This window comes from Paenibacillus sp. T2-29 (assembly GCF_052921365.1).
Window position 1 is genome coordinate 557,036 of sequence record NZ_JBREVE010000002.1, and the last position, 26,021, is coordinate 583,056.

Here is a 26,021-nt window from a genome sequence, read left to right on the forward strand (position 1 = left end):
TATGTACCCGTTCTATTTTCACAGTTTAACAGACTGAGCCATGGTATTCTATTTCGCTTTATCGGACACTGAAATCCCTTGGAATACGGTGAGCGACTCCTACCTAATCACTTTCTGGACTTAAATACTGAACCAACATCCCTACAAATCGGTTTGCAATTTGTACATCCTGAAATTCACTATTCCAATCTTCCTTGGAAGTTAGGCTCATTTTCTGGAGTAAACCCATCATAGACGTAAAGATAAAATACGCAGTCTTTAAGGGTTCAGCATCCGACTTTAATGATCCATCCTGGATTCCAGCTTCCAGAGCATCTATCAGGAAATGTTGTTCCTTTTCCCGGCTAACAAAATTTTTGTACTGTTCTTTGAGTTCTTGATTTGAATCATAAGCTTCGTAATGTAGATCGAATAATAGAATAAACTTGATGTAATCTGGATGTTGCCAAGCATAATCAATCCATGCATCAAGCATCGAAGTAAGCATCTGCTTACCATTCATTTCGGCTGAAGGTGCTCTTCTAACAAATTCGGTCATACGCTCAAGGATTTCCATTTGGACCTCAAAAATCAGTTCGTTCATGGACTGAAAGTGCTTATAAAATGTAACCCGACTTACACCGGCCACATGGCATACATCCTTAATATTAACTTTGAGAAAGCTCTGCTTCATAAAAAGTTCCTTCGCAGCCGCAATGAGTTCTTCCCGATTTTTGTTTTTCAAATTCTGGTGCCAGTTCTCAGTCATTAGCAACCATCCGTTTCTCATTTTTTGATTTTTGAAAGGTTAAGAAAAGGGCAGATGCAAGGATTAGTGCACCAAAAATATAAGGAATTTGAATGTGTTTGTCAAACAATAAACCTGCTAAAATGGGTCCCAATATATTGCCTAGGCTGGTATACGTCGTATTCAGTCCGGCGGCATATCCTTGACGATCACCAGCCGAGTTGGCGATCATTGTACTTACTGTTGGCCTTAAGAAAGCATTAAAGGCAAAAAACAGAGCCGATACCACCAGCAGATAACCTAAATTGATCTTAATGAGCATGAACAGTAAAGCAATGGCTGTCATAATCAAAGAGAGGCGTATGAGCTTCATCTCGCCAAGTCTCTTGATGAGATAATCAAGTAGCCATACTTGCACCACGATGCCTATTATGGCACCAACCGTAATGATCATTGAGATTTTAGTGGCATCAAAACCGTATTTTCGTTCCACAAAAAGAGCATACACCGTTTCATAATTCATCAAACCTAATGTCATGATCAATATGAGGAGAAGATAACGAAAATAGGACGTCCGAAATGAATTTAGAATTTGCTTTCGAATGGGCTCCCGTCGGACCCATTGGTCAACTGATTTTCGTTGTTCCTTAGGCAGTGTCTCTGGCATATATAAGCTAAGCAGCGTTGCTACAAGTCCAAGTCCACCAGCAAAAAAATAGGGCACCCTTATACCAAACTCAGCAATCATACCGCCTAACCCCGGACCAAGCACCATCCCCAAATTCATGGAAGCACCCAAGTACCCCATTCCTTTAGCGCGGGTTTCAGGAGTGGTAATATCAGCGACATAGGCCATATTGGAAGGTACCATTAATCCAATACCCATCCCCCCAATAAACCTAGCAATATATAGAAGGGGCAATGTCGTAGATACCGCAAACATCAAATCCGAAATGACGGTTAAAAACAGACCAATAATAATCATCGATTTTCGCCCGTATCTATCCGAAAGCTGACCACCTAGAGGTGAAAAAATAAACTGTGCTGCTCCAAAAGCGGCAATAAGATACCCCGCAGCAGCTCCTGCCGCATTAAATTGTTTCAGATATTCAGGCAAAATGGGAATTACCATGCCTTGACCCAATAAAGCAATAAACAGATTCAGCATCAAAATGAAAAGTGGAAATTTAGCAGACTTAGGTAAGCTGCTCATATTTGTAACCCCCTTCAACTATTTACACTATGTAATCCTTTACTACGTGTAAACCATCTTAGTTGAAATAGGAGCCATTGTAAATAAAAATACAAACCTAATTGAGCCAAGCTAATACGGAAAGAGACCTTTTTATGCAGGACTTACACATGAGGCTCCCTTTTTGCGAACTCTTGTAATATACCTCTTATTTGTTCTACCAATATAGCAGATGCTTTCTTGGGTGAACCTGTGTCAAACGGAGGCTGAGGATCGTATTCCAAAATCAACTGGACTCCCTTACTCATATCTTCTCCCAGTTCCCATGCGATTAGCTGGAGTGCCATATCGATACCAGAGGAGACACCGGCTGCTGTAACGATTTTGCCCTGACGAACTACTCTCTCATCTGTTGGAATGGCTCCAAGGTATTGGAGCAGGTCTAAGGAACCCCAATGACTTGTGGCTATGATTCCATCTAACAAGCCTGCGGCGCTTAAAATCAGAGAGCCATTACAAACCGACGTGGTCCATCTTGTAGTTTCATGTATTTGACGAATCCAATTTAGCGTTTCTTCGTCATTCATTGGAGTTTTATAATTTGGCGGACTGCAACCTGGAACAACAAGAATGTCAGCTGAAGGTACTTCAGAAAAACTGTAATCGGCATGCAAATAACCCATGTTTGAGTCCAGTTTGACTAACCCTTTTTTCTTAGCGACAAACTTCACTTCACATTTCAGTGTAGCAGCAAATACATCATAGGGACCTATGGCATCTAATGCTGTGATTCCATCGAAAAGCATGATTGCGACTTTCATGATGATATCTCTCCTTTGGTGTAGTATTTTATTTTTACACCTCAATACTAACATACATATACGGGGTATGGGTATATTTAACGTTACGTAGCTGTAAAAAAGGCATACTTAGAAAAGGAGCCCCAGAGTAGTCCTTTCTAAATATGCCTGTAAATCTGTTGATCAAGCCAGCTTATGAGCTTTGTTTTCTCAACTGACCATAATATAAATCACTATAAAAGCCTTTGTGAGCCAGCAACTCCTCATGGGAGCCTTGCTCGTCCAGACGGCCGTCCTTTAAGACCAAAATCCGGTCAGCCTGACGAATGGTATTCAACCGATGCGCAATAACGAAACTTGTTCGGCCCTGCATGAGCCGTTCCAGTCCTTCCTGGATTTTCATCTCGGTAATGGTGTCGATACTGCTGGTCGCCTCGTCGAGTACCAGGATGGAAGGGTTGGCCAAAATCGCACGGGCAATCGCCAGCAGCTGCTTTTGACCTTGGCTGATACCGCTGCCGTTCGCTTCCAGCACCTTGTCGTACCCGTCCTTCATCCGCATGATAAAGGAGTGGGCGTTGGCCAGCTTCGATGCTTGTTCAACCTCCTCATCAGTGGCATCCAGCCTGCCGAAGCGGATATTTTCACGAATGGTCCCTTGAAACAGGAAGGTGTCCTGTAGCACAAACGCCATACGGGAGCGCAAGCTTTCACGCTCTATGGTCGTAATGTCACGCCCGTCCAGTGTAATCGTTCCCTTGTGTGGGCTATAGAACCTGGAAAGGAGCTGGATCAGTGTCGTTTTTCCAGCCCCGGTCGGACCGACGAGCGCGATCATCTCACCAGGTTTAGCTTCAAAAGAGATCGCTTCTAGCGTAGCGCTTCCCTCATCATAACCAAAGGAAACATCCGTAAACCGCACAGCTCCCTCTACATGCTTCAGCTTTACTGCGCCACGTTCATCCTTGGACTCTTCATCTTCGTCCAATATTTCAAATACGCGCTCAGCTCCGGCAATGGCGGACAACAGTGTATTCCACTGGTTAGCCAAATCGTTCAGCGGCCTAGTGAACTGGCGAGCATATTCTACAAATACGATAATCGTCCCTATCGTAATCGAGCCGTGAATGGCCAAAATGCCACCGATCCCTGCTACAATAGCAAAGCTGAGATTATTCAGTCCGTTCATCAGCTTAGGGATAAAGCCTGAAATCGTTTGTGCCCAGAAACCTGACAGCCGAATACGGTCATTACGCTCACGAAAATCACGAATAACCCTCTTCTCCTGTGAAAATGCCTTAATAATCTGCTGACCGGACAGCGTTTCTTCGATGTATCCGTTCAGTTCGCCCAAGTTCTTCTGTCGTTCCTTATATAAAGGCCCGGTGCGGCGTGTAATCCAGCGCATCCCGGCTGCCATTAACGGCACCACGATAAAGGTTAGCAGAGTCATCAACGGGCTTAACCACAGCATCACTGTGAGTGTACCGATGAGCGTCAATATGCTTGAAAAAATCTGAATGGCCGAGCTGTTCAGCGTAGAACTGACATTTTCGATATCATTGGTCAGACGACTCATAATTTCTCCCTGCTGACGTTTGCCGTAGAAAGGAATGGGGAGTCGATGCAAATGTGAAAACAGATCGAAACGCATGCGGTATACCGTCTCTTGGGCAATCTCAATCATCCAGATATTTTGCAGCCAGGAGGTCAGCGAGTTCAGTAAATATACAGCCCCTAAACCTATGAGAAAATAAATCCACGTGCGTCCACCCGGACCTTCGAGAAAATCATCCACCGCTACGCCAACCAAATATGGTCCCAGCAGCGACAGCCCGGAGCTGAGCAACACCATGAACAGTACCAGCATTAGCTTGGCCTTGCGACGGGCCAGATAAGCCCATATTCGCCCTACCGTGCCAGACCAGTTCTTCGCTTTGGCCTTGCTTCGTCCCTCAGCACCTGCCGGGTTTCGCAACACACCGGATTCTGGTGTAGACTGACGGAACGGTTCAATGAGTTCCTTGAACATGCGACTCCTCCTTTCCGTATTGTGATTCATAGATACGCCGGTACAGATCCGAGCTATCCATGAGATGCTTATGACTTCCACTTGCGATCAGACGCCCCTCATCCAGCAGTAAAATCTGATCTGCTGATGCAGTTGAGCTGATCTTCTGCGTGATGAGAAATGTCGTGCAGGACAGGCCATCAAGTGCATTCAGCAATGCTGTTTCCGTCCCCACATCCAGCGCACTTGTGCTATCGTCCAGAATAAGCACTGACGGCTGGCGCACCAGTGCGCGGGCAATCGAAAGCCGCTGCTTCTGTCCGCCAGACAGATTAACGCCACGCTGTCCGAGCATGGTGTCATAGCCTTGTGGCAAGCGTTCAATCATATGATGGATTTGCGCCATGCGCGCGGCTTCCTGAATCTGCTCCAGACTGGCATGCTCCAGCCCCCAGGCAATATTATCCCGAATCGAGCCGGTGAATAGCAGTACCTCTTGAGGGACATAGCCAATCGCCTCACGTAGTATGGAACTATCCAATTCACGAGCGTCCTTTCCGTCAAAGCGCACATGACCTTCAACTTCTTCATACAGACGTGTAATCAACTGTACAAGTGAGGATTTGCCCGAACCAGTAGCTCCCATAATAGCGATTCGCTCACCCGGTCGTGCCTTAAAGGATATATCCTTTAATACAGCCAAATCACTGCCCGGATAATGAAAGCTCACCCGATCCATTTCCACCTGTCCCTCCATTCGTGTGTTCTGTGTTGGAACAGCCTCCAGCTCTCGCCCCTCTACATTAGGTGTTTCCAGAACCTCTCGAATCCGTCCTGTGGATGCAGTAGCCCGGGAAAATACCACAACGATACCGGACAAGGCAGACAAAGCTCCAATCGTCCGCAGGGAATAATTGACGACTGCCACCACCTGTCCTACACTGGCATCTCCAGTGAAAATTTGACCGCGCCCAAACCAAAGTACTGCAATGATCCCTGCATTCATCGTAAACAAAATGAACGGCATCGTCGTTTCTGTCCAGCGTAAAGCGGACACCGTCCCTTTCATCAATTCGCTTCCATAATGGGCAAAGCGTTCAATTTCATGCCGCATCCGCACAAAAACCCGGATAAGCCGAATGCCTGTCAGATTCTCCTGAATTACTCCATTAACATCATCCAAACGCCGCTGGACACCCTTAAACAAAGTGACAGTCCTCCGCATCGTCACCAGCACAAATACGAACAGCACCGGGGCCATAACCGCCAGTAGCAGCCCAAGCCTAAAATGTACAACCAAGGCCATCACAATACTGCCGATGACCACCAGCGGAACCCGTGTCATAAATCGCAAGCTCATAAACACCGTATCTTGTACTTGCGTGACATCTCCCGTCAGGCGCGTAATCAACGACGAAGTAGCAAACCGTTTGAATACCGGATAAGAAAAGGACTGCACCTTTTGATACAGCTTTTCCCGCACATCATAGCCAAAACCCTGACTTGCATGCGAAGCAAAAAAGGAGCTCGATATCCCTGCCATAAAAGCGATAATGGCACTGCCCACCAGTACACCGCCCCATAACCAGACGACAGGCAAATTCTGCTGCCGAATGCCCTCATCTATGATTTTGGAGATCAAATACGGCTGCGATAACTCTACCGTCAATTCCAGCAACATCATCACGAGCGCCGCGATGGCTGGAACCCGATATTTTTTTAGAAAAGAGAACATCATCCCCACAAGCATTCCTCCAATTGCCTTAGCCGTCCTTCCAGATCAGCGTCTAATGGTTATATCAATCAAAACCTGCTGTAACACCATATATACGCACTTTATATAGCACTATATTTTATTATACCCTCCTGCAGGTCTTCGTTTAACCAGCAATTTGCAGGCTCCGGCTAAAAAAGACGCAAAAAAGAGAGCTCGTAAAATACAGCTCTCTTTCAAAAATACGAAATTCAAATCAGACTTTTTCGACCCTTACATTTTGGTAAAAAGCTTGCCCTCCAAATACATTAATGCCAAAATGCCCTGCGGCAAACGTACCATCTTCCAAGTCGATTACCTGTTCATCGTCTATCTCTATACGAAGGCGTAATCCTTTTGCTTGGATTTTGATATGATAGGTTACTCCCGGAAGTACAAATCTTGGAACCTTGGTCAGCACCTGTTGTTCCTCGAATCGCCCTTCTTTTTTATAAAAAAGGCGAATGGATTTCATGTTCGGATCCAAATTCAAATAATAGCCACTCGACCCGTCCGCGTTGGCACGGAAAATCATGGAACCAGCACTCCCATTTCCATGCAGCTTCATATCAGCCTCATACGTAAAATCTTTCGCCTGTTCAGAAGCCATATAATTCGCATCGCTGATATAGCTTCCGCGCATACCATCTGCCGTCACCATCCAGCGGGATGCAGAGACATCCGGCTTCCAACCTGAAAGGTTGGTATAAAACATCCCGCCGTGTACGGTAACAGAGGTACTTGCTCTTACCGTATCTCCCGGGATGGAGGCTGTAACAACAGCTTCTCCAAGGGAAAGTGCCTCAACGATCGCGCTACCCTCATTTGACACGATCACCTTGACGACTGCGGGATTGCTGGATTCCCAATTCAGCAAATGTCCTTTTCTCCCGGAATGGTCCTCCACACTCGCATACAAACGTTTGGACTGTCCTTCCGCAAGCTCCAACTGAGTGTAATCCATCATCAGTCTGATGGGTGAAGCCTCTGTAACCCTCCAGCTATTGCGTAGCACATACACTCGAAGAGAAACAACTTTTACTTCACCACCTTGGGTATAGAAGCTCATCCCTCTACGCGCCGAATCTGGAAAAATGAGATCAGAAAATACGACTTCCCCATGATTACCAAACACCTCAACTGAGGATTCGTCCACAAATATACGCATTTGAATCCGATTCCCGACGGGTGCCAGCGATGCTTCATGAAACGTTGAAAACAGGGGAGAGAAATCGGCAAGCCCTGAATCAGCACGGTTTACAAACATCTGTTGTACATCTGTTTTATAGCCGACTGCAGTTCTTTGCTCACCGCCTTCCCGTACGTAAAATCCAAAAGTCGATGCCATCCCAACGGAAGGGAATTCGAACTCTGCTTCAATCTCATAGGCCCCCGCATTCAAGCCTTCCAGTATATTCGGAGAAGATTCCGTGATACTCTCATGGTCTAGTGAAAATAAATGGGAACGCAGCGAAGTCAGTTCGGATATCGGATGCTGTATCAAGCGGATACCTTCACGGGTCGTTTTTAGCGATAACTCTCTCGCGATGCTGAACTGCCCCTTCCAGGGCGAAGTCGGAAAGCTGAACGGGTAGTCCCAATTCGTCATCCATGCCAGCATGATACGCCGCCCGCCAGGTACATTGGTGAAGGACATCGAGGCATAGAATTCCTTGCCCCAATCGGTTTTCAGCACCTTCCCCGGCGGAAGATCATTTTGAAATTTTCCATCAGATGTCAGTTCACCGATAAAATATTCCGCATCCGAGCCTTGAGTGTTCGTGCTGGCTCCAGTGCTAATCATCAGTACCCATTTAGAGGTGTTGCCTTTGTCTACCGGAAGCGGGAATAAATCAGGGCACTCCCATACCCCACCCCGTATATAAGCACCGTAGCCAAAGTTATCCGTCCAGCTCCAATCTAATAAATTGGCGGAGGTAAAGAAACGAATATGGTCACCTCCCGACACGACCATAATCCAGCGCTGATGCGCTTCATCCCATACTACTTTCGGATCACGAAAATCCCAGTTGCCGGGATCGTTTTCATTTTGGCCCGGATTTTCTATTACAATCGAACGGTCTACTGGGTATTGCCATGTCCGTCCCCGGTCTGTGCTGTAAGCAAGGCCAATTCTCTGGTTTCCCCTGGGCTGATCGGGATTATAGGAGGTGTAATAAGCAACCAGCCCTTTCCCGCCATAGTCGCTGAACAAGCCGGAAGTATTGGTGAGATCAGCTACAGCCGAGCCGGACCAGATATGGCCCAAATCATTCCACTTTAATGCCAAGGGAAGCCTTTTCCAATCCAGCAAATCCAGACTGACCGCATGTGCCCACTGTCCACCATCCTGATGGAACAGGTGATATTCCCCCTCAAAATAAACCAATCCGTTCGGATCACTGGCTGAACCTCTGGCAGGAGAATAATGATACTGCGGACGATATTTTTCGGTATAGTAATTCGAGACAGGGGTAAGGTAGAGATCCTGAAAATAAGCCGTTCCCCCAGTTGCCTTTATACCTATAAAACCACTGGAATAACTGTTATCCACGATGTCAATCGCCGCAGGCGTGTAGCCATCTACAAACACGCGAATCCGCTCTCCATGTGCGATGATTTCCAAACTGTGTTTACTGCCCGATGTATCCAGATACGTCATCGCCGAGCTTGCAACCAACGTTCCGTTCGCCTTTTTCAGATGTACCCGAACCTGATGATCCTCACCTTGCACAGAAGCAACATAACCCTTTGTTCCCTTCTGATTCCCTCTGAAAAATAGTCCCGCTTCCATTCCTGGTTGAGAAGGATTCAGCGTCACACTGCCTTCCATGACCAGGTCGGCAGTTGCGGTACCGTATATTTTAAGCGCATCTCCAGTACTTGTTCCCTCGGCTCTCTGCCCTTTTAGGTCCGGTTGCCATTTCCCACGGATTAAAAGCAGTTCACCTACATTCGTATCCATATCACTGACTTGAATGTTCTGAAATAATGCCGACCCATTCCAGACATTCAGTCCCAAATATCCTGATGCATACGTCATATCGACCACATCTATAATCGGGTGATAGCCTTCATCCCAGTACACTTTAAGATGAGGACCTTCCACCTTCACCTTGAGATGATAAATATCTCCTTTTTGTAATTCTATTGGCCGTTCCTCTTTGAGCCTTTCGATATCTCCAGCAGCATCCCGTAGCCGCACCAACCCGGCGGACGGCACAATTTGAAGCATATAGGAAAACAATCCATCCCTACTGGAACGAAATACTAGGGCAGCATCCGCCTGTAGGTCTGTGACCATTACATCTGCTTCAAAAATAAAATCCTCAGACATGGTTGCAGACATAGCCATCACATTTTCCTGTGGCTCCGATCTTAGCAACAGTCCCTGAACGTTATCTTCAATATGTCCCTGTCCTTTAATCTGCCAGTCCGTCAGGTTCGTTCGCGTGTTTGTGAGCTTTATCCTCATCGCCAATTTCCTACCTTCCAGTATGGATTATGAAGAAAATCTCATTTCAGCGTATAAAGCTCCAGCGAAAATAAAGTTACCTGCTCTTCCGATGGGAATATTTCAAGCCCCTTAGCTTCTGCGTCAGGAAATATTAAATCGGTAATGGCTACCTGTCCGCGATCGAAAAACACTTCAATAGACGAGCGATCCACATAGAGGCGGATGTCCATTCGATCTGGTAAGATTCCTAGTGAGGTCCCATGTCTGACTGCAAAGTCTTCATGAAAATCCGAACAGCCTGACCGTGTCCGGTCGACGTATACTTCCTGCGTGGCGGAAGTATAACCGACGAGTGTCTCTTGTTCATCCGATACCCGCACCTTAAAGCCAAAGTCTCCGGTAGTTGCAAATTCAGCCACAAGTTCGTAGCAATCCAGTTGCAGGGCAGACAATGCGTTCCGCACTTCCTCCCAAGATGGCTCTGTGAGTGACAGGACAGGAGTTCTTAATCCCTCCAGTTCCCGAACAGGGCGCTGAATAAGTGCCACTGTGCCCTTTCTCGTTTCCAGTGCGAGTTCACGCGGAATGGACATGGCACCTCTCCAGCGTTCCGTCGGGGTCTGATTGGCATATCTCCAGTTGCTCATCCAGCCCATAAACAGGCGTCGTCCGTCCTCTGCCGGGATATCCGACCAGCACACACCTGCGTAGTTATCTCTGCCATAATCGAGCCAGCGGACTTTTTCACTTTCCACATCTGCCACAAATGTCGTCCCATCAAATTCACCCGTAAAATACTGTGTTCTGGACCCTTCCCGAATCTCCGGATGATCACCGATACTTACGAGCATAACCCACTTTACCTGTGACCTCTCCCCATCAACCCATAACGGAAATAAATCCGGACATTCCCACACCCCGTCATGGCTACCGATGCCGTGTCCAAATTCACTGGCAAACACCCATTCCTTCAGATTCGGAGAATGATAGATTCGAACCGTCTGACCGCAGGCCAGCACCATCACCCACTGCTCTGTAGGCTCATGCCAGAACACTTTGGGGTCACGAAAATCAATGCAATGCTCATCCTCCAGTACCGGGTTGCCCGCATATTTAATCCAGCTTTCACCTGAATCTGTACTATAGGCGAGGCTCTGGTATTGGCGTATCTGATCCGTGTTTGGAAGCGAATAATGATGAGTGAAAATAGCTACCAAACCCGGCTTGCCTTCAAAAAAACCGGACGTATCCTGCTCATCCACCACGGCGCTCCCGGAAAAAATCGTTCCTAGCCCATCCGGCTCCAAAGCAATCGGCCGCTCCTCCCAGTTCACCAAATCAGTACTGACCGCATGCCCCCAATGCATAGGACCCCACGTTGTGCCGAATGGATGATGCTGATAAAACAAATGATAACGTCCTTCAAAATAAACCATTCCGTTCGGATCATTCATCCATCCGTTTTTCGGTGAAAAGTGATAGGATGGGCGGTATTTCTCTTGCCTAACAACGTTCATATATTCCATCTCCCTCGAAAAAAGAATCATTTACTTGCGTTTCTGTCATAGCCCGCCTGTTTGATTTGCAACCATTCCTGTAATCCCAGACTGTTCAGTTCCTGCAAATATTCCGGCCACTCCTCTTCGACCTTGCCATTCTGGTACCATTCCGTACGTTTGCGGAGAACGTAGGCGAATAGATCGGTTTCAATGGTCGATAAGCGGTCCAGCTCATCTATAGAGAAAAACACCTTAGGGTAATTATGATCTGCTTGCATATGGGGAACCATCACCTTTTTGAGCAAACCCAATCGCCATGTGGCATCTTCTGGCTGGGTTGTGTATTTTCCGTAGTATTCATCCAATACAGCTAACGGTCCGCCAATGTTCGTCTTTTGTCTGATTTCCACCGGAGCCGAGCCTTCCAGCGGCAGATGCTTCAACATTCCCTTTGCCTCATCATACTCAAAGATATTTTTCTGCTTCGTATCCCCATAAGTTCCCCAGTTGTTCTGTATGGACTGGATCGGATCATACAGCTGGTCAATCCACTTGGCGGTCGCTTCCAGCTTCTTATTGGCACTGGTGATCACCATGCGCCCGCGATCGAAGCCAATGCCATTCGTCCGTGTAACATTCACATGTCCATCCGGTCCAGCCAGCGGCGGCATGAGATCGTATTTTTTATTCGGGCCTGTAATATTAGCCTTATCCCATGTAAAGTACAGACCATAGCGGTGATCCTTCCCTTTGGCCAGATAAGTGTTCCAATCCTGCTGGGAAGACTCTATGTCCACCAGCCCTTCCTTGTATAAATCATGAATATATTTGATGGCTTCCTTATATCCGTTATCCGCTGCCGTAAAAACGACTTTCCCATCGTTCGTCACTACTGTATGATCCCAGTTCTCTCCAAGCCCAAACGCCCCGTATAAAAAGGCCAAATCCTCGCCGCCGGGTTTATCTATAAACGATAACGGAATCTCATCCGCCTGCCCGTTGCCGTTGGGGTCCTTTGTTTTAAAGGCAATCAAGACCTGCTTCAGCTCTTCGGTCGTTGTTGGCATGGACAAGCCCAGCTTGTTCAGCCACTCTACATTAATCCATGGCAAATCATCTACGGACTGGATCGCTTCTTTTCCTGTTCCCAATTCTTCAATCCACGGAAAGGAATAAATATGTCCATCTGGCGCAGTCAACATCGCTTTATATTCCGGGGATTGCTCCAATACCTTTTTAAAATTCGGCATATGTTGTTCAATCAAATCCTCCACCGGAATAATGACACCGTCTTTGGCCAGCTTGAGCAAATCGTAATCCGAGTAGCCCGCATCGAACACTGCATCCGGTAAATCACCGCTGGCAATAGCCAGATTCCTTTTTTCCACAAACTGATCACTCGTAAAATTCTTCCAACGAATATGAATGCCTGTTTTTTCTTCCAGCCGTTTGTTGATCAGCTTGTCGTTCGGGTCTGCCGGAGCGAGTGGAGAGCTTTGGGTTAAAAAGTTGAGCGTCACTTTTCCATTCACATCTGTTGCATCGCTCTCATTAGAGGAATTGCTGCTGCCGCAGCCGGAAAGAACTAAGATCGCCGCCAGTGCGGCAAATGAGGCAGTTTTGACTGTTTTCATCTGGATGACCTCCATCGGATAAAGGTAAAATGCACGTGTAGCAATGAAGTGCGCGGCATCTTTTATTTTAAGGAGCCGACCATAACGCCCTTTTCAAAATACTTTTGGAAAAAGGGATACATCACAAGTAGCGGAAGACTGGAGATGACAATTGATGAATATTTGATCATTTCCGAAAGACGTTTCAGTTCTGCCATTGCCAATTGATCACTAATCATGCCAGGCATCGTCTGATTTTGGATCAGGATCGATCTCAGCACCAATTGAAGCGGATGCAGCTGTGCGTTATCCAGATAAATCATGGCATCAAAATAAGAATTCCACTGACCGACAAAGGCATATAGCGCAATGACAAAAATAATGGGTTTGGACAGCGGGAGCACGATTCTGAAAAATATTGTCCAGTCCGAGGCTCCGTCCACGTTGGCAGCTTCTTTTAATTCATTGGGTACACCTTTAAAGAACGTTCGTGCCAAAATCAGATCCCACACATTGATCGCACCGGGAAGAAGAATGGCCCATACGGTATCCAGCATCCCTAAATTTTTGACCAGCAGGTAAGTTGGAATCAGCCCTCCACTGAAAAACATGGTGATGATAAACAATGTCATAAAGAAATTCCGCCCTACCAAGCTGTTCACCGATAAGGCATAGCCAGCACAAATCGAAACCGTCACAGAGATCAAGGCGAAGCATGAAGAATAGAACACCGAATTGGCAAATCCACGGAGCATCGCCGGGTTGGACAAAATTTTCCGATATCCCTCCACACTCCAATCCGAAATACGGAAGGATAGCCCTTTGCTTAACAAAACGGTCGGGTCCATAAACGATGCTATGACGATATAACCTAAGGGAACTACGATAATCAATACAGCTAGAGTGAGCACAATATAATTCACACCTAGGATGAAGCGGTCCAGATTAGAATGTTTGACATGCATAAAGAGGCTCCTTTCCTAATAAAGCCCTTCTCCCTCATTGAGCTTCTTGACGATAAAGTTAACGGTCAGCAGCAAAACCACATTAATCACCGAATTGAACAGCCCGACCGCTGCAGAATAGGCGTAATTACCGGATTGCAAGCCGACTTTATACACATAGGTAGGAATGATTTCAGAAGTAGGCAAATTCATGGATGTCTGCATGAGATACGCCTTCTCAAACCCGATCGACATGATTCCTCCTGCTGCCAAGATAAAAACAATCGCCATAATGGGTTTAATCGTCGGCAAATCAATATGCCATATGCGCTGAAGCAGGTTGGCTCCGTCCAGACTTGCTGCATTATGCAGCTCGGGATCAACATTAGCTAGCGCAGCTACATAAATGATTGAAGACCACCCCGCCCCCTGCCAAATTCCAGACAGGATATAAATCCAGCGGAAATATTCAGGCTCTGTCATAAAGATCACAGGGTTGCCGGTCACCGATGCAATGATTTGATTCAGGGGTCCTGTCGGGGACAAGAAAATAAACAGCATACCCACGATGACAACGACCGAAATAAAATTAGGGGCGTACAAAACAAGCTGGATATTCTTTTTCAACCCCGCCTTGCGGATTTGATTCAGCATGACCGCCAACAGGATCGGTACAGGAAATCCGAGTACAAGCCCGTAGAAGCTCAGTTTCAGCGTATTAAAGAAAATATCTGTAAAATTAGGCGAGTCTAAAAATTTAGTGAAGTATTTCAGTCCAACCCAGTCACTTCCCCAAATCCCCTTAAGCGGGCTAAAATCCTTGAAAGCAATAATCGCCCCGTACATCGGAACATACTTGAAAAGAATCGTAAGAATCAGCGCAGGCGCCAACAGTACGTAAAGAAAATAGTTCTTACGAATATAGTCTAATTTACTGCGAATGGTCCTTTGCTCCCCCAGTGCGACATTTCTCTGAGCTGCCTTAGCCAAGTTGGCCATTTGCCTTCCCCCCATCTGTAATAGCCGTCTGTATAACACATTTGAAAAGGCTTACAATTTTCATCTTCAATTTACCAAATCAAATTATCATCCGTCAATAACTTTTGTAAAATAAATTATTTACATTTGACCAAAATAATATTGTCAATTTGAATCTTTGTAACAAAAAATAAAATAATCATACCCAATAATCCAAATATGAAAGTTCCCCATTCACAATGACCGCTTCACTTATACGGCACTAATCTCCCCTCTCTGTTTCAATGAGCATTTTTTTTATCCAGCTTATATAAATTTGAATTTCAGTTCATTTTTTGATCCGATGAAGATAAATATAGGCTATTAAGCAAACTTCACAAATGTAAAAATAATTTAGTCATTTGCAATGTTAACATTGCTATTTTATGCGAACTATTATACATTTAGGATACATTTTAGGTCTGAACGGAGAGCTGGCAGAGGCAACTGTACCTCTCAGGCAATCCATTTATTAAGTGAAGGTGGAACCAGTCTATGAAGAAAGAAAAAGTCACCATTCAAGACATTGCTGACGCTTTGGGAATCTCCCGAAATACCGCCTCCAAAGCGATTAACGGTAGTGACAGCATCCCGGTTGATACTCGGAACAAGGTCATTAAAAAAGCGATCGAACTCAAATATAAGCAATTTGCCTATGTGGAAACAGACAGCATCATCCCTAAGAACCAAGGTAACATTGCCCTATTTACATGCAATCTGCCGAACAGCTCGCATTTTGGCTCCTTTCTGATCAGTGGGCTGGAAAAAAGAATAAGTGCAGAAGGGTATAATTTGTCGATTCATATTGTGCGGGAAAACGAAACCCAAGCGGGAACACTTCCTAATAATTTTGAAGCCTCCAAGGTTGACGGAATCATTTGTATTGAAATGTTCGATCCACAGTATAGTGAGCTCGTTACGAGTTTGGGATTGCCCACAATCTTTATTGATTGCTCGGTGGACATTTTTTGTCCTGATTTGAAAGCGGATTTATTGTTGATGGAAAATGAACATAGCGTTTATTTTGTTACCAAAAGCCTGATTGATCGTGGATTTGCGCGGATCGGTTTTGCTGGGGATTATAAACATTGCAAAAGCTTCAACGAGCGGTGGGTTGGATATAACCGTGCTTTAATCGAAGCCGGCCTAAGTGTGGATTTATCTTGCTGCATCGTTGATCAGGACCGAAATTTTTTCTCCGAATCGGATTGGATGGATAAACAATTAGAAGGTATGAGCGCGCTTCCGTCCGCATTCGTATGCGCCAATGATTTTATCGCCGTCAGTGTCATGAAAGCGCTCAAAAATAAAAACTTAAAAATCCCTGAAGATATTGCTGTGTTTGGGTTTGATAACGCTCCTGAATCCCGGATTGTGGAGCCTCATTTATCCACCGTGCATATCTACAACAACGAAATGGGGATTACGGCGGCTGAGATGCTATTGGCACGGGTCAAAGATCCTTCCAGACCTTATCAGATAACGCATATCAGAACAGAGCCGATATTTAGAGAATCGACTCCGACATTGTAGTAGATGGTGAGTGTAAAAGAGGTATTCTTGCGGGGCTCCGCGAACGGAACGTTGCTCCAATCGCTGTTGTATCTGGATTTTATTGAATAGCTTAGTGGTAAAAATCTGGATACAAAGGCGACCCTGACGCTTTTTCGCAATCGTTCCGTCCTCTCCGCTGCTTTCAGCAGATTGCTATTTTGAAGATGTTCTAAAAACCATCCATACAGACCTTAGATAAACCGTCTATACTCTTAAACTTTAATAATACAAAATGGCAAGCCTCTAAATCATCAGAGACTTGCCATTTTTCTAAGTCTATTAAACTGATGGATGCGGAGATACCTTCATTTCATCGACTTCTTTTTCATCTACCTCCGTTGCCTCTACCCCATCCGCTTCGTCACTGCTCTCTTCATTCATCAAGGCTCTTGGTGTGTAGAGCTTGGGAATGGGCACGTTCGCCCAATCCATATCGGATGCAAAGTAAAAGCTTGTGTAGGACGGCTGGTTATAGCCGGTATTTTGACGCGCCACATCCGCACGATACTGCGGGTCATGCATCAACGTGTACAATTTATGCGTTGTGGGCTCGGTGCTCAAATAGATACGAATCGCCGAGCTATCCGCTGTACGGACAAGCATTTCCTCACGCCAATCTCCGAAAATGTCAGCGACCAACGATGGCGTTCCTTTGGTATAATTGTTCGTTTTGGTGCCTGATGCGGTTAGTAATGTGCCTCGTTTCCAATCTTCAATGGTTGGGGTTACGTCGATCGCCCCGTTCACGATTTGTGTGGTCATATCAGCCGCCCATTTGATACTCATATTGGTACCCGGCATCTTCGTATCCAATTGTTTACCCGCAGCGGTCCACAAGCCTATGGCCCAAGTCTCCAGTCCTCTCTGTTCAGGGTCTACGTCACCGACCATCCCCCGGCCTGTATCTTTGCCGGAATATCCACCGTAGATGACTTTGCCCGTTTTGGCATCCCGCAGTGAATAACCATAAGGGGCATAGGTGCCGCCTTCATGCACCATAAAGATTTCTTTTCCTGGCCGATCAGGGTCAATATCGGTCACATGCAGTGCATCACCGTGTCCCAATCTGGCGGTTTGGCCCGGAATTGCACTTTCAGGAGGCATAACATCAAATGAACTGTACAGTAGGCTACCATCATGGTCAATCGTGGCGGAGCCATATACAATTTCGTCTTTGCCATCTCCATCCACGTCTGCCGCACTCAGCGAATGTGCTCCTTGTGTAGTCAAGGTGCCGAATTTCGGGTCCGTTCCATCCCGTCCGTGTGGGCTATCATTAAACGGATTGGTCATCGGTGCCCAACCACTGTCCACCATCCAATGTTTTTGGAGATGACGACCATCCCACGTGTAAGTGACCAAGGTGGAACGCGTATAATAGCCACGTGCAAATACGGCATATGGTTTACGTCCGTCCAGATATGCTCCCCCTGCCAGAAACCGATCCACGCGATTAGCAGGTTCAATCCGGGCCATAGCATAGTCTCCCCACATAAGACCGTCGTCATGGCGCTCTGGCTCATAGCGAATCGTCTCCAGCTCAGTCCCCGTTTTTCCTTTGAAAATGGTCAAATACTCCGGCCCATCCACAATGAAGCCTTCAAATTCTCTCAGCTTGTTTTTGTCGCTCCGCGCAGGAGCATACACATCCATAAAGTAATCCGTCAGGCTTTCCGCATCCTTTCGGGATAACGGGTAGCTGTACTTTGGAGCAATACCAAAACACTCCTCCAGCGTAGCAGGCCACTGCCCCTTGACCACTTCTTCATGCTTCGTCCAGTTCATAAACATGTTCACCACATGCTCATAATAATCCGTGCGGCTCAAACGATAATCATCCTTATGTGTAATTCCAGCTTTGCGATCCTCACGGGGCAGGGTAATATATTTTTCTTTCTTGGGTTTGCCCTTTTTATCAAAAATAATCGTTTTGGTCCCTGGAGCCGTCTTGAACATCAGCTCGGCTTTGCCATCGCCGTCAAAATCATACACCATCATCTGTGTATAGTGCGCACCTGAGCGAATATTCACACCGAGGTCAATTCGATACAGTAGCTTGCCCTCGAACGTATACGCATCGACATACGTATTTCCGGTATAACCCTTCTGAGATACATCTTTGGAGTTGGATGGGTCCCATTTTACAAAAAATTCATATTGGCCGTCTCCGTCCACATCCCCCACACTCATATCGTTGGCCGAATACGTATAGGATTCACCTGCAGGTGTTACGCCATCAGCAGGCTTTTGCAGAGGAAGCTCATAATAACCCTGCTGCCATGGCTTCACTTTGGCACTGCGATCCTTCTCTTTCCCTTTAACGACTGAAGCGACCCTGTACACCGCATTTCCGGTTCCTTCCTTATCCAGATAATTGGTGCTGTCCGTCACCGTTGCGATTTTCTTGCCATCACGGTATACGTTAAAGTCCGCTCCTGTCAGCCCTGTTGAACTGTAGCCGTTCACTTCTTGGGCCAATAACCGCCAGCTTAAAAATATACCCTCTTGCGTCGCCGCAGCCACCAGTCCGCGATCCAGCTTTTCCAACTGAATGCTGCCGTTACGATTCTGTTCTACTGCGATTGATGATTCTGCCTGCAGCGTGGGTTCGGACAAGTCTTCCGCAGCCACTCCCCCAGTCGTACCCGTCATCGCCAGCATTGCTGCCAACGCGGCGGTCAAGGTTCCCTTTCGCCATGCGCCTTTCCTTTGAGCCATCCAATTCGTCCTCCTCAATTGTATTGTGATGACAAGCAAACACCCAAAATGATTGCGCTTACATAATTTAAATTCCTTATTATTATAGTTTTGCTGTTCCTCCAAACGCGTTTAAATATCCGTGCATTTCTCTACACAAATCCGTGTTATTGTTCGTTTCCATTGAAATGTCCCCATTAGCCCCCGTACTAACGGTTCATTTCGTGAAACGACCATGTTAGTTGAAGTGGGCATATCCGAATATCATAAGATGATAAAATGGACGAGCTGTGATCAAAACATACATACCTATCAAGGTTTCACAAAAATGATGTCACAAAACGCCCCGTTGCGATTGTTATATAGACATAAATACAAGGAGGTGAGCTCTTGCAGGCAACCATCCCCGGGGATCAACAGGATAAACACAGCCAGATTGAGCTGGCCGTAGAGCGCGTCAAGGCTGGTGAACAGCAGGCTTACGAAATCATTATTCGACAATTCGAGCGGCAGATGTACACCTACTGCTTCTATATTTTGAAGAATCATGAAGCCACAGAGGACGCTGTTCAGGACATTTTCATCAGAGCCTATGAGAATCTTCATCAATACAGCAGACAAACCAGCTTCTCGGCATGGCTATACAAAATGGCCTACCATCACTTAATGAACATCAAAAAGAAGCACAGCCGCTGGCTCAGACTGGTTCAACAAGTCAAGGAACAAGATCCAATCGTCCAAGTATCACCTTATAAAAGCGTAATTGAAGAACTGCTAACTTATCTTACACCGGAAGAGCGTCATATTCTGCTACTGAAGGCTGTTGAGCAATACAGCTTTGAGGAGATTAGCAACATCATGGGTTTGAAGTCGGCAACCATCCGCAAAAAATATGAGCGGCTTCGGCGCAAGCTGCTGGACCACAGAAGCAAAGGAGGACTTGTTAATGGACAAACGCCCAACACCACCTTATGAACGCGAAATGGACCAGTTGGAGGATTGGATCAATGAATCAGTCATGCCCAGAGGCAGTATGAGTGATCAAATTATGAAGGAGATTGAAAAAAGAGCCATGCAAAGAAAGACGACGAAATCGAAATTTGCAAAACGGGCTGTTCTGGCGGCATCCGTAGTTGGCATATTAGGGACAGGAGTGGTAGGCGCCGGGTTTGTATCACCCACGATGGCGGCCACACTCAAGCAAATTCCCGGAATTGGCAGTATTTTTTATGGATTGAGCTCGGATGAAATTCAGACTGCTGTAGATAAGGGCATTCTCAGTCATCCTAATGAAAGTGTGACTCATGACGGAATTACGTTGACATTAAGCGATGTTCTGTATGACGGTACACGCCTGTCTTTCTCCATTGAGCGTCAAGGCGAGAATATGCCGGAAACCTCTATGAATCCTTATATACCTATGGATGCCAAAACTGAAAATAGCGATGACGAATGGGTAAAGGCACATAAAGTGCCTGAGAAGGATCAGCTTAAGGGCTACCTTAAACGTCCAGAAGTACTGATAAATGACAAAAAAGTGGACTCTCGGCGATTCATGTTTGGGGATGATCCACGCAAAAATAATTCAGTTATAGGGGAATACATGCAATTGGACTCCCTGCCAGATGAATTTGATTTGACGGTCAGAACTTCAGTTACAGGTGTTGACGGGTCGTATGAATTTAAGGTTCCGGTAAAAGTGGACAACACCATGATTGCTGTCCAGCCGAATGAGACAAAAACCATTGGTAGCTTCAGTTATACCGTGAAGGAACTTAAATCCACCTCAACAACGACTCGTCTAGTGCTAGACAGTATAGGTGAAGTGCCTGCTTCCTCGGAGCAAACGGGAGAGTATGCGCCAACGATGATGTATTACGATATTGTGGATGATCAGGGCAACGTTATTGAGCAACGCCAATTCGGTTATTTCTACAGTAAGCCTAGAACAAAATACCATGTGGATGAGCTGTATAATGCACTTAAGCCAAATACAAAATACGTGACGATTAAGCCTTTCACCTTGACCGTCAAGCCGGCTGATTGGAGTATTGTCGGTGAAGGCATGGGATCTGACGGCAAGCATAAAAGAGGAGATAAAACGTACATCAAGGAACTCGAAATGAAGATTCCCCTGAATAACTAATCACCAATTTTTTCAATACATGAATTTCATTTCATGAGAGGAGAACATATCTAATGAAACAAACAAACTTAAAATTAACATTCCTAAAACGGGTATTACTTACAACTTCGGCTTTCGCGATAATAGGAACAGGAGCAGCCATACCAAAAAACATATCCCCCATTGCAGCAGCCACTAGTGACGCGAAATCCGCGCAAGCCGCTTCTTCCAATCTGAGCCTAACGCAGGACGGGGTTACACTGAAGCTTGGCGATGTGTTTTATGATGGCACACGCTTGTCCTTCTCCATCGAACGTGAAGGCAAAAATTTACCTGAGGGAGTCATGAGCCTGTACCTCCCAGTAGATGCCAAGGCCAGTAAAAGCCTCAAGAAGTATATGGTTCCTGAGAAAGATCAAAAGAAGGGCTATATCAAGAGGCCTCAAATTCTGATTGATGGGAAGGCATTTAAAGGCCTTGGCTCGTTCGGAGACAAAGTATCTCAAAAGAACGCCGTAGAAGCTGAATACAATCAGTTGGATACACTTCCAGACGAGTTTGAAATGACTATCCAGGTAGGGGTTACCAGAATCAGCAAGCCTTTTGAGTTTAAAGTCCCTGTTAAAAAGGACGGTAATATGGTGAGTATCAAGCCAAATAAAACCCAAAAGAGTGGGGATTTCAGTTATACAGTCAAACAGCTCGATATTGCCTCCCGTACAACCCGGCTGGTGCTAGACAGCGAAGGTCAAGTGCCTGCATCTACCAAGCAGACAGGAAAGTACGCTCCATCCATGATGTATTATGACATCGTAGATGATCAGGGGAAAACGCTTCAGCAACGGAAAGTCGGCTTCTATCATAGCAAGCCTAGAACGAAGTATCATATTGATGAGCTGTACAGTGCTATAGGCGGCAAACCCCAATATGTGACGATCAAACCGTATACATTTACAGTCGATCCCTCTAATTGGAGTGTTGTCGGTCAAGGCAAGGGAGCCGACGGGAAATATAAAAACGGAGATAAAACATACATTAAGGAACTCGAAATGACCATTCCCGTGCCAGCCCAATAACATCGATGCAAGAAGCGAGCAAGCCTGAAAGAGAATCCAGGCTTGCTCGTTTTGTTTACTTTACGTTAAGCCATTCCTTCCCCTGCTTACTTTACTGGTTCTACTGATTATACTAGTGCTGAAGTGGCTTCAATTATCCGCTCACATTGCACCTGCACAGTAAGGGAGCATCGGTAAAAAAGCTGGAAAGCGACCGAGCGCTCTACACAGGAGCTTGTCAAGCTTGTACAACATCGTCAAAGATAAGTTTAGATTATCCTTAATTTGTATACCCCAATTAGTGAGGGACAAAGGAATTGAAGTCGTCCCGACTAGACTGGTCTGCATGATAAAATACTATATCCCCATCCTGTAAATGAAAGGTGTGCCCGTATGGGTCCTTTATCTCTCTGCGATATCCTTCCAGTTGCCATTGGTTCAAAAGCGGGCCATTGATATATTGCAAATGTGGATGCTCGGTGTCCCCCTGACGGAGCGATTCCAAATTAAAACGAACCACTATAAAGCCTGTCTTCTTGAATAGATCTGTATGTTCGTTTAGCTCCCTTTCTCGGCTTACATTACGTAAATCCGTTCCTTTGGTGACCGCGTACACATCGGCAGGCAGACTATACTCGCCATACCAGCGCTGAATCGCCGCATTCGCACGATCGGCATCAACCCCCTCCGGCAGGTCTGTCTTTGGACCGATCAAGGTACGTACAGCCGCAGGCAGCACCAGCCAGTCGTAGCGCCCAATCCATGTCTTGCTGCGTGCAATGCGCTGGGCATACAGCGCCACATAACGTTCCAGCGTTAACTGACTCCGCTCTGCCTCACTCAGTCCATGTTGATATTGGTAGGCTGCTGTATCCTGCATTTCCTCCATAGGGACATTGCGTAGCCGTTCATTCAAAATAATATATCGCTTCTCCCGGTCCTCCGCCGATCCTACGCGGATAAATTTTCGACTGCCTGCATGTGTATACAGATCTACCTCTTCCCGCTGTCGCCCATCTTTGCTCACCCAATAAAATGAAGGGGTAATGCGAATTCCATCCCGGGCGCTGAACATATTGCCTTTGGTTTTGAGGTCAAACTTGAAATGATAGCCTGTCTTGACCGCCACATTTGCGTAACCTTCAAATGGATGACTGCCAGGACGAACAGGCAATGTGAAGGGCTCCGGGTTCCCTCTAGGCAACCCGTCAATATTGCCAAGCCCTGTCCAATAGGACAGGCCGCTATGCATTGGGCTTCCTTTTTGCAGTCGAAATACACGCTCCCAATGGTAATCTGCAATATCCGTGATATGAAAATCATACATCCGTCCGATGACCTCAATATTCACCACATCATTGGCAACATGATGGGCGAGATCCGTGTTGGCATGGCGCTGCTCGGTGAATCCATCCGGTGCATTTTCGGCAATGGTGCGGAACTCGACTGTATAATTGCCTTCATCGACCCATACAGGCAAATAAAAGTCTGTGTCCAGCTGTAGTACCGGAATCTCAATCCAGGTACCTCGCGGATAAAAATGCGTCTTTCCTTTGTCGTACACATCGAATGGAAAGCGCACCTGCTTGGTTCGTACATATTTGGCATACTCCCGATCACCATAGCCGGGAATATTCAAATGCGGACCTGCTGTCGAAATCGTCACCCGGAAAGGACGCTCCAAAATAAGTGCGGATCGTCCCTTCGTAGGTTGGGTTTTCTGATTATGAGCAGCATCATCCGACACTGTAGACAGATTCACTACGGGAGTGTGGACAGTCACTGTATTGATCCCCTGTATCGGCAACGTTTTATCCGCACCTCCATTGATATTTCCTTTGAGAATAGCGTAAGTTATGTCACCACTGCTGGGCGTGTCGGGCTTATTCATCTTATGCTTATCAATCACATGATTCGGACTGTACAGCACATCGGCCCCAATCGCTCCAGAAGAGGGAATCACACCTGGTTTAGGGCCATTTACCTTGACGCGCTCTGGATTCATAATGACCTTGTTTTCAAAGGTCAAAGTATCGTTCTCCACTTCAATTTCCTTAACTGCCTCCTCTGCCTTAGATTTCAGTACACTGCGATCATCAGGCACACTGGGCTTGCTGCTGCCGCCGTTTTTGCTACGACTACCTCCATCCACTGTCCCTGGTGCAGGGGGCGGATAAAAGTTACCCTGGGTCGCCGCAATATAAGAAGGGGGAGTATAGGATTGCGGACGCAGGGTGATTGCTTCATTGGGTAACGCATAGTTTCGGAGCGTAGCCTCTTTGATACCATATACCTCCAAATTGTCTATTTTCCAATAGGAGTACGGACAGACGATTTGGTAAGTATAAGTTCGCTTCACCGTCTCATTCCGGCGAGATTTTTTCTTAGGCCGCCAGGTCAACCGATATTCCCGTTTTACGTTCACCGTATATGTACACTGACCCGTCATGTTCACAAACTTATGTTGAAAAAGGTATCTCTTGGCTTGCACATGACCGTACAGGCTTTCAGAGGTAGGAATACCTTTGGATACGTCAAATCGTTCCCGACCACGCTGGTCCGCTTTGATCACGGCAGATACTACTGGGTCCAACTCGGCAGTTTCCAAGCGCAGACCTGGAACGGGACGGGAGCAGACAACACCTTTCGTTGGCTGTTCATGATCTTGGCAATCTGAGGGCGCTCCCTCTTGGCTTTCTCCAGGCTTAGGACAGCCCTGAGCTTCTTTGTAATACAAATAAGCGGTAAACTGCTCAAAAGAACCGTCATAGGTAAACCCGGGTACAATTCCCGGCAAAATATCTCCGCTTGGCGGTTTACCTGTCGTGCTCTTCTTGTAACCCACATATTCATATTTCGGGTTGGTTGGCGGGATGAAGTCATATGGTTGATTAGGTTTTAGCTCATCTTCTATTGGTGTAAATACGTTGTTAAGAGACTTTCCTTCAGTTGTAAAATGCTTGACGATGAGTGCGCTCTCTAGTTCGATTTTAAATAAAATGGGCTGGTAGATGCGCCAAGCTTCTACTTCTTTGGCACAGGTAGGGCAGCTCTCTTCCTTGATGTTTCGAGCCTGATCTACCGGATCAAGTTTCATATTCACAGTGATTGGGATAATAGTAGTGTCTGAGCCGATTCCCTGTTTCTGAAAGGGATGGATATCTGAATCTTTTGTGCCCTTACTCATATGTCTCGCATATTCCTCATAATTATCAGACCGAGATTTTATAAAATAGTCACCATGACTCATATAATCAGCTATCGTATATAAGCGAGCAGTAACGTTCTTGATTTTACGGCCTGGAAACTGAAACTTGTAGGTGAAGGTCGCTTCCCCCTGCATCCCTTTTCCAGGCTGCTTCTTTTGGGTCACCCATTCCCCAGCTGTGTTCTTCCACATGTCAAAATACATCATGCCAACAAAATAGCGTTCATTTTTGTCCGCATAATAAGACAAAGGTGTGATTTCCGTATCGGCTACCGCCTTATCGATGGGAAAATAAAAAGGTGGGAGCTGCAATAGTAGCAGTACCCCCACCAGAAATACGGCTAAAATGCGTTTGGTATTACTCATATG

General features: G+C 46.2%; 16 protein-coding genes. 4 read left to right on the forward strand and 12 right to left on the reverse strand.

Annotation, left to right across the window (positions count from 1 at the left end):
- Window positions 1–103: 103 nt before the first annotated feature.
- From ACU1JV_RS08300 to ACU1JV_RS08345, 10 genes are all read right to left on the reverse strand, one after another.
- Window positions 104–748: a TetR/AcrR family transcriptional regulator gene (locus ACU1JV_RS08300; RefSeq protein WP_413985673.1), complete on the reverse strand. Its 645-nt coding sequence runs from the start codon at window positions 746–748 to the stop codon at window positions 104–106.
- On the reverse strand, window positions 741–1,940 hold the full coding sequence (locus ACU1JV_RS08305) for an MFS transporter (RefSeq protein ID WP_025675781.1): 1,200 nt from the start codon (window positions 1,938–1,940) through the stop codon (window positions 741–743). Before ACU1JV_RS08305 ends, ACU1JV_RS08300 begins: the two co-directional genes overlap by 8 nt.
- Window positions 1,941–2,083: 143 nt before the next feature.
- Entirely contained in the window at window positions 2,084–2,740 is a 657-nt protein-coding gene (locus ACU1JV_RS08310; protein WP_346835299.1) for a DJ-1/PfpI family protein, read from the reverse strand.
- A 172-nt stretch (window positions 2,741–2,912) separates the two neighbouring features.
- Window positions 2,913–4,751: an ABC transporter ATP-binding protein gene (locus ACU1JV_RS08315; RefSeq protein ID WP_058829041.1), complete on the reverse strand. Its 1,839-nt coding sequence runs from the start codon at window positions 4,749–4,751 to the stop codon at window positions 2,913–2,915.
- A complete protein-coding gene (locus ACU1JV_RS08320) occupies window positions 4,732–6,468 on the reverse strand; it encodes an ABC transporter ATP-binding protein (protein WP_081317844.1) in 1,737 nt (578 codons plus the stop codon). The genes ACU1JV_RS08315 and ACU1JV_RS08320 overlap by 20 nt, the downstream gene beginning before the upstream one ends.
- Before the next feature lie 232 nt (window positions 6,469–6,700).
- Window positions 6,701–9,958 (reverse strand): GH32 C-terminal domain-containing protein, encoded by a 3,258-nt coding sequence (locus tag ACU1JV_RS08325; RefSeq protein ID WP_413985672.1) that lies wholly within the window; start codon window positions 9,956–9,958, stop codon window positions 6,701–6,703.
- 41 nt (window positions 9,959–9,999) lie between these two features.
- A complete protein-coding gene (locus ACU1JV_RS08330) occupies window positions 10,000–11,457 on the reverse strand; it encodes a glycoside hydrolase family 32 protein (protein ID WP_337681977.1) in 1,458 nt (485 codons plus the stop codon).
- A gap of 26 nt (window positions 11,458–11,483) precedes the next feature.
- Entirely contained in the window at window positions 11,484–13,073 is a 1,590-nt protein-coding gene (locus ACU1JV_RS08335) for an ABC transporter substrate-binding protein (protein WP_058829037.1), read from the reverse strand.
- A gap of 62 nt (window positions 13,074–13,135) precedes the next feature.
- A complete protein-coding gene (locus ACU1JV_RS08340; RefSeq protein WP_013369666.1) occupies window positions 13,136–14,017 on the reverse strand; it encodes a carbohydrate ABC transporter permease in 882 nt (293 codons plus the stop codon).
- Window positions 14,018–14,032: 15 nt separating this feature from the next.
- Window positions 14,033–14,995: an ABC transporter permease gene (locus tag ACU1JV_RS08345; protein ID WP_013369665.1), complete on the reverse strand. Its 963-nt coding sequence runs from the start codon at window positions 14,993–14,995 to the stop codon at window positions 14,033–14,035.
- Window positions 14,996–15,508: 513 nt separating this feature from the next.
- On the opposite strand from ACU1JV_RS08345, the gene ACU1JV_RS08350 reads away from it, so the two are divergent.
- Window positions 15,509–16,546: a substrate-binding domain-containing protein gene (locus tag ACU1JV_RS08350; RefSeq protein ID WP_413985671.1), complete on the forward strand. Its 1,038-nt coding sequence runs from the start codon at window positions 15,509–15,511 to the stop codon at window positions 16,544–16,546.
- A 300-nt stretch (window positions 16,547–16,846) separates the two neighbouring features.
- Here the strand turns inward: ACU1JV_RS08350 and ACU1JV_RS08355 are convergent, their stop codons facing one another.
- Window positions 16,847–19,285 carry a rhamnogalacturonan lyase gene (locus tag ACU1JV_RS08355; RefSeq protein ID WP_413985670.1) on the reverse strand — a complete coding sequence of 813 codons (2,439 nt, stop codon included), beginning with the start codon at window positions 19,283–19,285 and terminating at the stop codon, window positions 16,847–16,849.
- Between the two features lie 369 nt (window positions 19,286–19,654).
- Here ACU1JV_RS08355 and ACU1JV_RS08360 point away from each other — a divergent pair, with 369 nt between their 5' ends.
- From ACU1JV_RS08360 to ACU1JV_RS08370, 3 genes are read left to right on the forward strand one after another with little or no spacing between them, the layout of a single operon-like run.
- Window positions 19,655–20,239, forward strand: coding sequence for an RNA polymerase sigma factor (locus ACU1JV_RS08360; protein WP_013369662.1), 585 nt, complete (start codon window positions 19,655–19,657; stop codon window positions 20,237–20,239).
- Window positions 20,211–21,410: a DUF4179 domain-containing protein gene (locus ACU1JV_RS08365; RefSeq protein WP_413985669.1), complete on the forward strand. Its 1,200-nt coding sequence runs from the start codon at window positions 20,211–20,213 to the stop codon at window positions 21,408–21,410. The genes ACU1JV_RS08360 and ACU1JV_RS08365 overlap by 29 nt, the downstream gene beginning before the upstream one ends.
- A gap of 53 nt (window positions 21,411–21,463) precedes the next feature.
- Complete coding sequence (locus ACU1JV_RS08370) at window positions 21,464–22,465, forward strand: DUF5643 domain-containing protein (protein WP_413985668.1); 1,002 nt, start codon at window positions 21,464–21,466, stop codon at window positions 22,463–22,465.
- A 277-nt stretch (window positions 22,466–22,742) separates the two neighbouring features.
- Here the strand turns inward: ACU1JV_RS08370 and ACU1JV_RS08375 are convergent, their stop codons facing one another.
- Window positions 22,743–26,018: a DUF5704 domain-containing protein gene (locus tag ACU1JV_RS08375; protein WP_413985667.1), complete on the reverse strand. Its 3,276-nt coding sequence runs from the start codon at window positions 26,016–26,018 to the stop codon at window positions 22,743–22,745.
- Window positions 26,019–26,021 lie beyond the last annotated feature (3 nt).

What these genes read in the sequence shown, in the direction of transcription:
- ACU1JV_RS08300 (WP_413985673.1), bottom strand. Translation starts at nt 748, where the DNA reads ATGACTGAGAACTGGCACCAGAATTTGAAAAACAAAAATCGGGAAGAA.
- ACU1JV_RS08305 (WP_025675781.1), bottom strand. Translation starts at nt 1,940, where the DNA reads ATGAGCAGCTTACCTAAGTCTGCTAAATTTCCACTTTTCATTTTGATG.
- ACU1JV_RS08310 (WP_346835299.1), bottom strand. Translation starts at nt 2,740, where the DNA reads ATGAAAGTCGCAATCATGCTTTTCGATGGAATCACAGCATTAGATGCC.
- ACU1JV_RS08315 (WP_058829041.1), bottom strand. Translation starts at nt 4,751, where the DNA reads ATGTTCAAGGAACTCATTGAACCGTTCCGTCAGTCTACACCAGAATCC.
- ACU1JV_RS08320 (WP_081317844.1), bottom strand. Translation starts at nt 6,468, where the DNA reads ATGATGTTCTCTTTTCTAAAAAAATATCGGGTTCCAGCCATCGCGGCG.
- ACU1JV_RS08325 (WP_413985672.1), bottom strand. Translation starts at nt 9,958, where the DNA reads ATGAGGATAAAGCTCACAAACACGCGAACGAACCTGACGGACTGGCAG.
- ACU1JV_RS08330 (WP_337681977.1), bottom strand. Translation starts at nt 11,457, where the DNA reads ATGAACGTTGTTAGGCAAGAGAAATACCGCCCATCCTATCACTTTTCA.
- ACU1JV_RS08335 (WP_058829037.1), bottom strand. Translation starts at nt 13,073, where the DNA reads ATGAAAACAGTCAAAACTGCCTCATTTGCCGCACTGGCGGCGATCTTA.
- ACU1JV_RS08340 (WP_013369666.1), bottom strand. Translation starts at nt 14,017, where the DNA reads ATGCATGTCAAACATTCTAATCTGGACCGCTTCATCCTAGGTGTGAAT.
- ACU1JV_RS08345 (WP_013369665.1), bottom strand. Translation starts at nt 14,995, where the DNA reads ATGGCCAACTTGGCTAAGGCAGCTCAGAGAAATGTCGCACTGGGGGAG.
- ACU1JV_RS08350 (WP_413985671.1), top strand. Translation starts at nt 15,509, where the DNA reads ATGAAGAAAGAAAAAGTCACCATTCAAGACATTGCTGACGCTTTGGGA.
- ACU1JV_RS08355 (WP_413985670.1), bottom strand. Translation starts at nt 19,285, where the DNA reads ATGGCTCAAAGGAAAGGCGCATGGCGAAAGGGAACCTTGACCGCCGCG.
- ACU1JV_RS08365 (WP_413985669.1), top strand. Translation starts at nt 20,211, where the DNA reads ATGGACAAACGCCCAACACCACCTTATGAACGCGAAATGGACCAGTTG.
- ACU1JV_RS08370 (WP_413985668.1), top strand. Translation starts at nt 21,464, where the DNA reads ATGAAACAAACAAACTTAAAATTAACATTCCTAAAACGGGTATTACTT.
- ACU1JV_RS08375 (WP_413985667.1), bottom strand. Translation starts at nt 26,018, where the DNA reads ATGAGTAATACCAAACGCATTTTAGCCGTATTTCTGGTGGGGGTACTG.